General features: G+C 59.3%; 13 protein-coding genes. 7 read left to right on the forward strand and 6 right to left on the reverse strand.

The window, feature by feature from the left end:
- The 5 genes from BM152_RS19530 to BM152_RS08660 all read right to left on the reverse strand — a co-directional run.
- The coding region (locus BM152_RS19530; RefSeq protein ID WP_002583150.1) for a GTP-binding protein at positions 1-95 on the reverse strand (95 nt) is incomplete at its 3' end.
- A gap of 91 nt (positions 96-186) precedes the next feature.
- Positions 187-828: a hypothetical protein gene (locus BM152_RS08645; protein WP_066604691.1), complete on the reverse strand. Its 642-nt coding sequence runs from the start codon at positions 826-828 to the stop codon at positions 187-189.
- A gap of 70 nt (positions 829-898) precedes the next feature.
- Positions 899-2059 (reverse strand): M48 family metallopeptidase, encoded by a 1161-nt coding sequence (locus tag BM152_RS08650; RefSeq protein WP_066604690.1) that lies wholly within the window; start codon positions 2057-2059, stop codon positions 899-901.
- A complete protein-coding gene (locus BM152_RS08655) occupies positions 2056-3318 on the reverse strand; it encodes a DUF898 family protein (protein WP_158527951.1) in 1263 nt (420 codons plus the stop codon). Before BM152_RS08655 ends, BM152_RS08650 begins: the two co-directional genes overlap by 4 nt.
- A 29-nt stretch (positions 3319-3347) precedes the next feature.
- Positions 3348-5708: a DNA topoisomerase IV subunit A gene (locus tag BM152_RS08660; RefSeq protein ID WP_066604686.1), complete on the reverse strand. Its 2361-nt coding sequence runs from the start codon at positions 5706-5708 to the stop codon at positions 3348-3350.
- Positions 5709-5882: 174 nt separating this feature from the next.
- On the opposite strand from BM152_RS08660, the gene BM152_RS08665 reads away from it, so the two are divergent.
- From BM152_RS08665 to BM152_RS08690, 6 genes are all read left to right on the forward strand, one after another.
- On the forward strand, positions 5883-6494 hold the full coding sequence (locus BM152_RS08665) for an SH3 domain-containing protein (RefSeq protein WP_082715390.1): 612 nt from the start codon (positions 5883-5885) through the stop codon (positions 6492-6494).
- Between the two features lie 82 nt (positions 6495-6576).
- Entirely contained in the window at positions 6577-7410 is an 834-nt protein-coding gene (locus BM152_RS08670; RefSeq protein ID WP_066604676.1) for an SDR family oxidoreductase, read from the forward strand.
- A 75-nt stretch (positions 7411-7485) separates the two neighbouring features.
- Positions 7486-7689: a twin transmembrane helix small protein gene (locus BM152_RS08675; RefSeq protein ID WP_066604673.1), complete on the forward strand. Its 204-nt coding sequence runs from the start codon at positions 7486-7488 to the stop codon at positions 7687-7689.
- 1 nt (position 7690) lies between these two features.
- The gene (locus BM152_RS08680; RefSeq protein WP_066604671.1) at positions 7691-8269 is read left to right on the forward strand and encodes a cob(I)yrinic acid a,c-diamide adenosyltransferase; all 579 of its coding nucleotides are present in this window, start codon (positions 7691-7693) and stop codon (positions 8267-8269) included.
- Between the two features lie 166 nt (positions 8270-8435).
- Positions 8436-9188, forward strand: a complete 753-nt coding sequence (locus BM152_RS08685) for an electron transfer flavoprotein subunit beta/FixA family protein (RefSeq protein WP_066604669.1) — start codon at positions 8436-8438, stop codon at positions 9186-9188.
- Positions 9188-10108, forward strand: coding sequence for an electron transfer flavoprotein subunit alpha/FixB family protein (locus BM152_RS08690; protein ID WP_066604668.1), 921 nt, complete (start codon positions 9188-9190; stop codon positions 10106-10108). The genes BM152_RS08685 and BM152_RS08690 overlap by 1 nt, the downstream gene beginning before the upstream one ends.
- A gap of 60 nt (positions 10109-10168) precedes the next feature.
- On the opposite strand, the gene BM152_RS08695 is transcribed toward BM152_RS08690, so the two are convergent.
- Complete coding sequence (locus BM152_RS08695) at positions 10169-10996, reverse strand: DUF6473 family protein (RefSeq protein ID WP_066604667.1); 828 nt, start codon at positions 10994-10996, stop codon at positions 10169-10171.
- Between the two features lie 292 nt (positions 10997-11288).
- On the opposite strand from BM152_RS08695, the gene BM152_RS08700 reads away from it, so the two are divergent.
- Entirely contained in the window at positions 11289-12164 is an 876-nt protein-coding gene (locus tag BM152_RS08700; protein ID WP_066604665.1) for a 3-hydroxybutyryl-CoA dehydrogenase, read from the forward strand.
- Positions 12165-12193 lie beyond the last annotated feature (29 nt).

The following is a 12193-nucleotide window of genomic DNA, read 5'->3' on the forward strand; positions in this document are numbered from 1 at the left end:
ATCGCAGCGGTCAACGTGGTCTTACCGTGGTCAACGTGACCAATGGTCCCGATGTTCACGTGCGGTTTCGAACGCTCAAACTTTTCCTTAGCCATATTGCGGCGCCTCTTGGATTGAAGGGGCCTGGACACGGCCCGAAATTAACATCGCGGGCTAGTTATTGACTCTGAGCGAGAAAATCAAGCGTCAGTTGCTAATTGTCGGCTGTTCTACCGCTTCGGGGGCCAGAACTTCGAGTGCGGCTTTCGCCTCTTCGGCATCCGAGCTTTCCGGCGCAATCGGCTCAACCCCGAACCATTGGCCGTTTTCCAGCAACCAGCGCTCCACTTTCAGAGCCGCGTTGCGTGTCAGAATGTCAAGCTGTTCCTCCCGCGTCCGCGTCAGGCCGGAGCCGACCAATGTATGGCCGTTCAGACTTTCGAACACGGTCAGAAGCTTCGGTTTTTCCGTCAGCTTCTCGCCTTTCGAATCGTCCCAGATGTTGACCGTCAGGACCAGAACGGACTTTGGCGTGAACAGCACCGGAATACCCGGCGCGGCCAAACCGTAGGCGTCTACCTTGATTCCGATGTGATAAAGCTTATCCCCATCATAGCGTCCGAAACGGGCCTGCATCGCGGCCTTGAGCGCGGTTTCAAGCTCTTCTTCCGTGGCATTGCGCGAGAACGGTGCTTTCTGTGCATCTGTGGCCACCACCACGTTATGCCCCAAAGCAAAATCACCGAGATCCACCAAAGGCGTGTCTTCGGTAATCTCCTTGGCATCGCTACAGGCCGTCAGAGCCAAAAGAGAAAGACCAAGGAAAACGCGGCGGGTAAATGACAACACTGGGGACTGCTCCTGAATTCTGTGTTCCCAAGAGGTAGCGACAAACGGCCTGCGGTGCAACGTCAGCGGTTCAGTCGCAGATATGGCGCAGCCTGTGCCACTCCAACGCAGAGAGAATAGGCTCGCCCGCGCCATCGAATCCTTCGGCTGCGGCATGGGCCCGCGCCACACGGTCCCCGAGCTGCGGATGCGAGGCGAGATGCGAGGCAAGCCCCTCCGTATCACCGTATTGCTCTTTCAACCGCTCGAATAAAGGCGCAAGCGCCCCCGGCGACACACCGGCCTTCGGCAAAAGCGCATGGGCATAGGCGTCGGCGGCGCTTTCGGCACCTTGGCTGTATTGCGCATTCACCAGTTGGTTCACGCCAAGCAAGACCACGGTGCCACCTGCAAAATCCCCGAAGACCAGCGACAGCACTCCGAAAGTGCCGACCCCGCGCAATGCGTGGCGCGTCGGGTCACGATGGGCGACATGGCCCATCTCATGCGCGATCACGGCGGCGACTTCTTCGGGAGCTTCGGCAGCATCAATCAGCCCCTGCATCACGACGATTCGTCCACCGGGCAAGGCAAAGGCATTGATCATATCCAGATCAAGCACGGTGAGACGCATGGCCTGCGCATCCAGATCGGAGGCTGACAGCAATCTGTCCTGCATCTTTTCAAGCGCGGCCACCCCATGTGCTTCACGGCATTCTTCGATCGGGAACATCTCGTTTTGTGAAAAACTCTCGCGGATGCGCTCATAGGTCTTGTCTCCCAAGGCGCGCTCCCCCTCCACCGGCAAACGTGCGGCCAGCTGATCCGCAATCAGGGGAATCAGAACAAAGACGATCAGCACCACAGAGGCCACCGCCCCGACAATCAAACCGGCAAGACGCCGCCGCCCCGTCACCGGCGCACGACGCGTCAGAGAGGGCGCGGAACGCTCGATCTCCGCGAGCAGCTTCGGGTCACGTACATAGAGACGCGCGGTCGGGCTCATCACATTGGTCAACACGCCGATCCGGCCCATGTCGCCGCGCAAAGCCCCCTGCCCTTCAACATGGCGCAGATGCGAGAGGGACCAATGCACCGTCACCGCCTCGCCCGCCTCATCCGTGTAGCTCAGATCGGCAATCCCCTCACCGGAATGCAGCGTGACATAGGCGTCGTGGCGCTTGGCCGTTTTCCCGTCGACAAAATCGCAGCGCACGCCTTTCGGCTTGGGGATCCACGGGTTCATGCTCATATCGCGGCCCCCAGATCAAAGGCCTCGGCCATGCCTTCCGCCTGCCCCGCATGATCCCGGTCGCGCTGACGGATGTCCGCCAGATGCTCGCCGCCTGTCAGGGACAAGGTTTGCGCATAGTGCCGCCACGTCGGGAACAGCACGAAGGTTTGCCGGAACACAGCAAAGAACAACAGCGTGGTCATGTAGAGAAACAGCCCGAAAGCCAGAGACACGCCCGCCGAGGGCATGCCCTCTTCGCTGATCCCCGTGCCCTCTGTCACAGCACCCGAGGCAAAAATGCCAAAATCCGCCAGCCCCGGATAGACCGCAACCAGCACCGCAGACGCCGCCGCACCGACCACAAAGGTGGCGATGGCCGTGCAGATGTTGGTCAGCGTATAGCCCGCAATATTGATCCAGAGCACACGGGGAAACGAAAGGCGCGAGATCAGCCCGACCCCGCCTGCAGTCTTGTGATTGGCAAGATAGCGCAGCGCAACGACCCGATACCGCAGGTAGAGGAAAACGCCGAGCAACAGCAATACAGGCACAAAGGCCAAAGATTGCATTTGCTCCGAAGGACTGAAAAAACCACTGTCTGTCGCCTGCGGGCCGGCCTCAAGAAACGCGACACGCCCGATGAGCCCCAAGCCCAGCCAGATGCAGACAAGCGTTGGCAGGAAGGATTTCGCCAGCCCCCACCATCGTCCGCCCTGATGCAGCCGTTGATCCCCGAAAAACGTCCGGTCTGTGCGGAATTTCTCCAGCTTGAAGGTCATGCGCGGCCAGAGAAAGCCCAGCGTCAACACGGTCAAAAGCAAATGTCCCATCGCATGAAGCGTATATTTGCCCGCCGCAGGCTCCAGCCCGAACCGGATCCCCCGCCACCGCGTGCGGGCATAGACATAGCGTTTGGCCCGATAGGAAGCGAAATAGATCAGCGGCACGGCAATCAGCGCGGCAACGAGATAGGCTTCGAGCTCTCCCTGAAACACCGCGTAGGAGGCGTAAACCAGCACAAGCGCCAGCACGCCAATCAAGAACGCGAGGACGACGAGCGCGATAAGAAATCCTGTGAATTTCTCGATCCCCTTGCCGACATATTCCAGAGGCGTTCCGTCAGGTCGCACAGCAGACCAGAAGTGCCGCCGGAGCCGCGTTTTCATCCAGAACCGGTAAAATCCGAGCGTGACGACGGACAGCATCGCGGTCCAAAGCGAAAGCCGCAGGGTGGAACCCACGCGGCCTTCAAACTCGGTCTTCAGTAATTGTGTCACAGCATGCCCCCCGACATACGCCGTCAGGATCAGCTGAACTTGTTGTCCCTCGGGAACCCGTGCGGCGGCTGTTTGCCCACGCCTGCGCGTTTGCCGAGCCATTGCGTAAGGTCTTTCTCCGTGCGTGTGTTGCCACCGCCCATGGTCCAGCTCAGCCCCTCGTCCCACATGAATGTGGTCAGATCGGACAGGCCGCCATCAAGTTCCAGCATCCCTTGCGCACCTCGGGCCTGATTGTATTTCTGCAACCGAACCCCCTTGCCGCGCCCGAGCTCCGGCACATCGGCTAGCGGGAAGACGAGGAACCGGCGGTTCTGCGAGATCACCGCCACATGGTCGCCTTTGATGCGATGCACGATCACGGCCTTTTCGTCGCCTTTGACGTTGAGCACCTGTTTGCCGTTGCGGGTCTGGGCGACCACGTCTTTTTCCGCGATCTGGAACCCGTTACCCGCGTTCGACGCGACAAGCAGCTTGCCTTCGGGGTCATGTTTGAAGATGTCGACGATCTCCACCTCATTGGGCAGGTCAACCATCAGGCGCACCGGTTCGCCCATTCCGCGTCCACCAGGCAGGGTCGCCGCCGAGAGCGTATAGAACCGGCCGGCAGAGCCCATGATGATCAAACGGTCCGTCGTCTCCGCGTGGAATATAAAGCGCGGACCATCGCCGTCCTTGAACTTCAACTCGCGGTTCAGGTCGATATGACCGGACATGGCCCGAATCCAGCCCATCTGCGAACAGACCACTGTGATCGGCTCGCGCTCGATCATGGCTTCCAGCGGCACATCCTCGACCTCTGTGGCCTCGGCAAATTGCGTCAGCCGTGCCCCGCGCGGACCGTAATCCTTGCCGAATTTCTTCTTGGTCTCTTTGAGTTCCTCGGAAATGTGCAGCCATTGCCTGTCCTCGGACTCCAGCAAGGCAACAAGCCCCGCCTTTTCCGCCAGCAAGGCATCGCGCTCTTTGACCAGTTCGATCTCTTCCAGACGCCGCAAGCTGCGCAGGCGCATGTTGAGAATGGCTTCGGCCTGCACCTCGGTCAGTTCACCCTGACCTTCCGGTGCGGGCAGCGGGCTGACGTAATCCTTTTCCGTCATGGCGCGCGGGAAATCGCGGCCCCAGACCTCGGCCATCAAGGCGGCTTTCGGATCGTCGTCATAGCGGATGATGTCGATCACACGGTCGAGGTTCAAAAAGGCAATAATGAAGCCTTCGAGCACCTCAAGGCGATGGTCGATCTTTTCCAGCCGGTGTTGCGAACGGCGTTGCAACACGATGCGACGGTGATCCAGCCACGCCCGCAGCACTTCTTTGAGCGAACAGACTTTCGGCGTCCGCCCGTCGATCAACACGTTCATGTTGAGCGAGAACCGCGTCTCAAGATCCGAGTTGCGGAACAGCGTGTTCATCAACACATCCGGATCGACATTCTTGGATTTCGGCTCCAGAATCACGCGAATGTCTTCGGCGCTCTCGTCGCGCACATCGGCGAGAATCGGCACTTTCTTGGTCTGGATGACTTCCGCGAGCTTCTCGATCAGCTTCGACTTCTGAACCTGATAGGGAATTTCCGTGACCACAATCTGCCACTGGCCACGCCCCAGATCCTCGACCTCCCATTTCGCCCGCAGACGGAAAGACCCGCGCCCTGTCGCATAGGTCTTGGCCATGCTCTCGCGCGGCTCGACAATGATGCCACCCGTCGGGAAGTCCGGCCCTTTGACGTAGTTCAAAAGAGTCTCGTCGCGCACATCCGGCGTCTTGATCATATGCAGCGAGGCGTCGATCAGTTCGGAGATGTTATGCGGCGGGATATTCGTCGCCATGCCGACCGCAATCCCCGAAGACCCGTTGGCCAGCAGGTTCGGAAAGGCCGCCGGCAGCACTTCGGGCTCGCGCAGCGTGCCATCGTAGTTGTCGCGATAATCGACCGCATCCTCGTTGAGACCTTCGAGCAAGGCCTCGGCGGCAATGGTCATCCGCGCTTCGGTGTAACGCGATGCCGCGGGGTTGTCGCCGTCGATATTGCCGAAGTTCCCCTGCCCGTCCACAAGCGGGTAGCGAACGTTGAAATCCTGCGCCAGACGCGCCATCGCATCATAAATCGCCGCATCGCCGTGCGGGTGATAGTTCCCCATCACATCGCCGGAGATTTTTGCGGATTTGCGGAAGCCTCCCGTGGGAGACAGACGCAACTCACGCATGGCATAGAGAATACGCCGGTGCACGGGTTTCAGACCATCACGCGCGTCAGGCAAGGCGCGGTGCATGATCGTCGAAAGCGCATATTGCAAATAGCGCTCGCCAATGGCGCGGCGCAACGGTTCGAAGGTCTCACCCTGCGGTGCCCCTTCTTTTTCAGAATCTTGGGTCAAATCACTGCTCATGGCCAAGATGAATAGCCGCCCATCTTCGCTCCGGCAAGCGGATGTCGCATCTTGTCCACAGGCACGGCACAGGCCCGCAGGATCAGGGGGTGGAAATTTTACTGAACTTTCCCCGCATTATTCGGGCGAATCGTCTAGTATACGAGTGTGTAACGGTAATTCGGGGGTGTGTTTATGCTACGTCTTTTGGCGATGACTGCGTTTGGCCTATGGGCTTCATTGATGGTGTTCGGACGGGATCTCTCTCCCGAGGAACAGGCCGCGCTCGAGGCGCGCCGCGCAGAGAAAGTGTCCGTCTTCGCGCAACTCTCCAACACCTTGTCCGAAAGTTTCGGTTCAGGCGCGAAGCGTCAGGGCGCCTATGTCCCGACGCTGGCCGAGGCCCAAGCAGTGCGCAGCCTGCCAACGCCATCGACAACTGCCCCCGCACAGGACACGGCCCGCATTCACCTTGCCAGCACGCAACCCGAGCCAGTCGACCTGACCGGCATCACCCGCGTCTCGCATCCGGAGAAAATGGCCGCTATGCTCTCGGCCACTCCCGCCGCGCCTAACGCCACCACGGCAGACCCCGCCTCCGGGATGGTGCTGCGCGAAGTCACGGCCTCACGCGTCAATGTCCGCTCCGGCCCCTCCACCGCAAATCCGGTGCTTGGCCAGCTTGTCCGTTCGGAAATTGTCCGCGTCATCTCTCCCGAGGAAAACGGCTGGGTCAAAATTCTGGTCGAGGGCGCAGGGGTCGAAGGCTACATGGCCGCTGAATTTCTGGCTGATCTGACACACTGAGTTCCCTCTCATGAAAAGGTGGATTCCCTCGCCGCCTGTCATGAGCTAAGCCTTTCCCGTCTCTTTCGGGAAAGGCTTTTTTATGCGCTCCATTCTCATCACAGGCTGCTCTTCAGGCATCGGGTATCACACCGCGCATTTTCTGAAGGCGCGCGGCTGGCGTGTCCTCGCAACGTGCCGGCAGGAGCAAGATGCCCAACGCCTCCAAATTGAAGGTCTGGAAAGTTTCCGACTTGACTACGAAGACCCCGCCTCGATCGAGGCCGGTTTCCATGAGACCATGTCGCGCACCGGCGGCACGCTGGACGCGCTTTTCAACAACGGCGCCTATGCCATCCCCTCGGCGGTCGAAGACCTCCCCGTGGATGCGCTGCGCCAGAATTTCGAAGCCAATTTCTTCGGCTGGCACGACCTTACACGACGGGTCATTCCGGTCATGCGCAAACAAGGGCACGGGCGCATTGTGCAATGCTCCTCGGTCCTTGGCATCATGGCCATGCCGTGGCGCGGCAGCTACAACTCCACAAAATTCGCGCTCGAAGGGCTCACCGACACGCTGCGCCTCGAAATGCGCGGCACGGGGATACATGTCTCCATGATCGAACCCGGCCCGATTGGCACCGCCTTTCGCCTCAATGCGCGCAAACAATTCGACAAATGGATCGACTGGGAGGCCTCCGCACGCGCGGAACAATACCGCACCAAACTCGTGCCGCGCCTCTACAAAGCCGCCGACACCTCGGAGCCGGACGCCTTCGAGCTTGGCCCCGAAGCGGTCAGCCGCAAGCTCCTGCGCGCCTTGGAAAGCCCGCGCCCACGGGCGCATTACTACGTCACCACCCCCACCTATATCGCGGGGCTGTCACGACGGTTCCTGCCACAACGGCTGATCGACCGGATGATGGCAAAACTCTAGGACACGCGAAAGGCAACTTGGGCCAGCGCCCGAAACGCGCTATGACTGGTCTACCTTTCGCTCAAGGAGCTGCATATGTCCGATCCGTTTATCTATGTCATTGGCGCCGCCTGCCTGCTCGTTCTCCTCATCCTCGCCCTTGGCATCGGCCAGTTCGGACGCGGGGGCGTCGAGGGGGCGAAACGGTCAAACAAACTCATGCAGGCCCGTATTCTCGCCCAGTTGGGAGCGGTGATCCTCGTGGTAATTTTCGTGGCGCTGCGCAAATCGGGGAACTGACATGGTTGTTCTGAACAAAATCTACACCCGCACCGGTGACACCGGCGAAACCGCGCTCTCCGATATGTCGCGCACCGCCAAATATGCCACTCGGGTCGCGGCCTATGGCACGGTGGACGAGGTGAATGCCACCTTAGGCCTCGCCCGACTTCATGCCGAGGGCGATGTGGACGCAGCCCTGTCGCGCATTCAGAACGATCTGTTCGATCTGGGGGCCGATCTATCGCGGCCCAACATGGATAAAGACGACGAGGCGGGCTATCCGGTCCTCCGTGCCGTGCCTGCACAGGTCGAGCGGCTGGAGAGCGAGATCGACGCCATGACCGCCGTGCTGGAACCGCTCAAAAGCTTTATCCTGCCCGCCGGAACCCCGCTCGCCGCCCAACTTCATATGAGCCGCACCGTCGCCCGCCGCGCCGAACGACTTGCCGTGCAGTTGAATGCCGAAGAAGACGGCGATGTGAACCCCGTGGCGATCAAATATCTCAACCGCCTGTCAGACTGGCTTTTCTGTGCAGCACGCATGGCCAATGACGCGGGCAAAGCCGATGTGCTCTGGGTGCCGGGTGCAAATCGATAGGCCGGACCAACCCGTAACGCTACGGCGCAAATGAGACAGGACGCGACGTTTCGCTCCTGTCTTTTTGCGTTTGGGGGCTATTTTCTGCGCACGCAAACGGCTAACAACGATGCCGGAGAGCTTTTGTGCCATCCGCGTATGGCAAGACGAAAGGGAGTTTACGCTCATGAAGGTCCTAGTACCTGTTAAGCGCGTGATTGATTACAACGTGAAGGTCAAAGTTAAGGCCGATGGCACGGGTGTTGATCTCGCCAATGTAAAAATGTCGATGAACCCGTTTGACGAGATTTCCGTCGAAGAGGCCATTCGGCTGAAAGAGGCAGGGATTGCCTCCGAGGTTGTCATTGTGTCGATTGGCGAAAAGAAAGCCACGGACACGATCCGCAACGCGCTGGCCATGGGGGCCGATCGCGGCATTCTCGTGACCGAAGATCAGGGCGTGGACCTTGAACCTTTGGCCGTGGCGAAAATTCTCGCCAAAGTGGTCGAAGAGGAAGCCCCCGAACTGGTGATCCTTGGCAAGCAGGCCATCGACAACGACATGAACGCAACGGGTCAGATGCTGGCCGCGCTTCTGGGCTGGGGTCAGGCGACCTTTGCCTCCGAGGTGAAAATCGAAGACGGCAAGGCAGTTGTGACCCGCGAAGTGGACGGCGGGCTTCAGACCATTTCCGTCAATCTTCCTGCCATCGTGACCACCGATCTGCGTCTCAACGAGCCGCGTTATGCGTCGCTGCCGAACATCATGAAGGCCAAGAAAAAGCCTTTGGACGAGAAAACCGCAGCGGATTATGGCGTCGATACCACGCCGCGTCTGACGGTTGTGACCACCGAAGAACCTACAGGCCGTCAGGCCGGGATCAAAGTGGGCTCCGTCGACGAGCTGATTGCGAAACTTAAAGAGGGAGGTCTGGTCTGATGGCTGTTTTGCTTCTCGCTGAAGTCGCGGGCGATACGCTCGCTGTTGACGCAACCGCCAAGGCGGCCACCGCCGGCGCCAAGCTGGGCGATGTGACCGTGCTCGTATGTGGTCCCCAAGCCGCAGCCGACGAGGCCGCGAAACTCGACGGTGTGACCAAGGTCCTGCTCGCCGATGACGCCGCATATGCCAACGGCTTGGCCGAAAACCTTGCCGATCTGATCGTCTCTCTTGCGGGCGATTATTCCCACATCATCGCGCCTGCGACCACCACCGGCAAAAACATCCTGCCCCGCGTGGCCGCCCTTCTGGATGTGATGGTGATCACTGATGTGACCGAAGTGGTCGACGCCGACACGTTCAAACGTCCGGTCTACGCGGGCAATGCGGTGCAGACCGTGAAATCGACCGACGCGACCAAGGTGATTTCCTTCCGCACCTCGACCTTCGATGCGGCTGGCTCCACCGGTTCGGCAGCGGTCGAAACCGTGTCCGGCGCGGGCGACAAGGGGCTTTCGGCCTTTGTCGAGGACAAGGTGGTCGAAAGCGACCGTCCGGAACTTACCTCCGCCAAGATCGTCGTCTCCGGCGGCCGTGGTGTGGGCTCCGAAGAGAACTTTGCCATCATCGAAGCGCTGGCCGACAAACTGGGCGCTGCCGTGGGTGCGTCACGTGCAGCCGTCGATTCGGGATTTGCCCCGAACGATCAGCAAGTGGGCCAGACCGGCAAGGTCGTCGCTCCCGATCTCTACATCGCCTGCGGCATCTCCGGTGCGATCCAGCACCTCGCCGGGATGAAGGATTCGAAAGTCATTGTTGCAATCAACAAGGACGAAGAAGCTCCGATCTTCCAGGTCGCCGACTTCGGCCTCGTGGCAGATCTCTTCGATGCGGTGCCAGAGCTGACTGAAAAACTCTGAAACCATTTAAAAATAAAATAAAAGGCCCGCCACAAGCGGGCCTTTTTCGTTTGACGCGAGCTAGACATAAGGCATCAACGCCTCTCTGAGCATCCCCGCCGCTCCGGCATGGACCACAGGCCCCAGCATCTCCCGCGCGGCGGGTGCATCAAGGTCGGAATGAACCATAAGCTCATATCCGGTCGCGATTTCGTCTTTCGTGGCGACCACCTCCACCACATCTTTGACCAAGGGACGCAGGCCTTCGACCATCTCGCAGTTGACGAACAAAGGATCACCCGCAATGGCATCACAGGCGGCGCCATCATCCGGTGAATGATCCGAGAGCCACAACAGCACAACATCACCGTGCAGCTTTTCCACCATGGTTTCCATCCGCGCACTCCAAGCCCTGCGCAACTCCTCGCGCACCATCGCGAATTTCTTTGATGAGGCCGCGCCAAGCGTGTGCAGCAAGTGTCGCGTGAAATTGAAATCCGTGAAATCGATATTGCGATACATACGCTGTAATTCGTCTGACGCGCGAAGGAAACGGTCATTGCGGCGCGCGTGAACAGTATAGAAACGGTTCGAGATGTTCTGCGCTCCGGGAATTTGCAGCACCGTCACCTCGGCCTTGCGGCAAATGTCGAGGACGGTTTCATCGCTCAAAAACACATCTACCCCGCCGTTTACACAGCCGAGGTTCACCCCTGTCATGCCAAGGCTCGTCTCCACCAGCGCCGGGAACGGCATGTCTACGAATTTGCCATAAGTTTCCGTGCCGCCCAGAAAGGCCACATAGGGCGCATCAAGATCTTTCTGTGGCCCGCGAAAGAGAAGTTTAGAATTGCCATACCGGCACGGCGTATAGTTAAGCGCGCCCTCGCCCATGTTTTGATAAGCCATGTGTCCACCCACTGCTTTAATTTTCACCCGAGTGGGAGAGTCGCAGACACAAGTTGCTAAATCGCTAAACCGCCGATTCGATATAAATTTTAGGCATTTATCTACCTCACAGCGCTTTCGAACCACAAGCTTTCCGCGACATACGATCCCGCGAAATCAGGCCGGAAACCGCGGCCGCCCCCCTTGTAACACCGGTTCATTGCGAAAGACTTTCGCCCCCCTGCCTTACCCCTTGAATACCGCGCTTCTAGCTGCGTAAACTCTCTGCAAACCGGTCCAGGGAGAATGCGGGATGGAGATCAAAAAAGTCGGAATCGTCGGTGCCGGCCAGATGGGCAACGGGATCGCGCATGTGTTCGCTTTGGCGGGGTATGATGTGGTTGTGAACGACATCTCGCAGGAGGCGCTGGACAAGGCTGTGGCCACGATCACGCGCAACCTTGACCGTCAGGTATCGCGCGAAAAGATCACCGCAGAGAAACGCGACACCGCGCTGGCGCGGATCACGACGACATTGCAGCTTGAAGACCTCGGCCAGACCGATCTGGTGATCGAGGCGGCGACCGAGCGCGAGGACGTGAAGAACGCCATTTTCGAGCGCCTCCTGCCGCATCTCAAACCCGAGACCATCCTGACCTCGAACACCTCGTCGATCTCGATCACGCGGCTGGCCTCGCGCACGGATCGGCCGGAAAAATTCATGGGGTTCCACTTCATGAATCCGGTGCCAGTGATGCAACTGGTGGAACTGATCCGCGGCATAGCCACCGATGAGGCCACCTATCACACGCTTCTGAAAGTGGTTGAAAACCTTGGAAAAACTGCCGCAAGCGCCGAGGATTTTCCTGCCTTCATCGTCAACCGCATCCTGATGCCGATGATCAACGAAGCCGTCTATACGCTCTACGAAGGCGTCGGCTCCGTGAAGTCCATCGACGAATCAATGAAGCTCGGCGCGAACCATCCGATGGGGCCTCTTGAGCTTGCGGATTTCATCGGACTCGACACCTGTCTGGCGATCATGAACGTGCTGCATGACGGGCTGGCGGATACGAAATACCGGCCCTGCCCGCTGCTAACGAAATATGTCGAAGCGGGCTGGCTCGGGCGCAAAACCCAGCGCGGATTTTACGACTACCGTGGCGAAACTCCGGTGCCCACGCGCTAAATCCGAACGACCGGAAACAGGACAAAACA

The sequence above is a fragment of the Celeribacter halophilus genome (assembly GCF_900114135.1).
Taxonomy (GTDB): Bacteria; Pseudomonadota; Alphaproteobacteria; order Rhodobacterales; family Rhodobacteraceae; genus Celeribacter; species Celeribacter halophilus.

Excerpts from the sequence above, each read along its gene's own strand:
- BM152_RS08650 (WP_066604690.1), bottom strand. The coding sequence starts at position 2,059 with ATGAGCATGAACCCGTGGATCCCCAAGCCGAAAGGCGTGCGCTGCGAT.
- BM152_RS08670 (WP_066604676.1), top strand. The coding sequence starts at position 6,577 with ATGCGCTCCATTCTCATCACAGGCTGCTCTTCAGGCATCGGGTATCAC.
- BM152_RS08665 (WP_082715390.1), top strand. The coding sequence starts at position 5,883 with ATGCTACGTCTTTTGGCGATGACTGCGTTTGGCCTATGGGCTTCATTG.
- BM152_RS08680 (WP_066604671.1), top strand. The coding sequence starts at position 7,691 with ATGGTTGTTCTGAACAAAATCTACACCCGCACCGGTGACACCGGCGAA.
- BM152_RS08695 (WP_066604667.1), bottom strand. The coding sequence starts at position 10,996 with ATGGCTTATCAAAACATGGGCGAGGGCGCGCTTAACTATACGCCGTGC.
- BM152_RS08690 (WP_066604668.1), top strand. The coding sequence starts at position 9,188 with ATGGCTGTTTTGCTTCTCGCTGAAGTCGCGGGCGATACGCTCGCTGTT.
- BM152_RS08675 (WP_066604673.1), top strand. The coding sequence starts at position 7,486 with ATGTCCGATCCGTTTATCTATGTCATTGGCGCCGCCTGCCTGCTCGTT.
- BM152_RS08700 (WP_066604665.1), top strand. The coding sequence starts at position 11,289 with ATGGAGATCAAAAAAGTCGGAATCGTCGGTGCCGGCCAGATGGGCAAC.
- BM152_RS08685 (WP_066604669.1), top strand. The coding sequence starts at position 8,436 with ATGAAGGTCCTAGTACCTGTTAAGCGCGTGATTGATTACAACGTGAAG.
- BM152_RS08660 (WP_066604686.1), bottom strand. The coding sequence starts at position 5,708 with ATGAGCAGTGATTTGACCCAAGATTCTGAAAAAGAAGGGGCACCGCAG.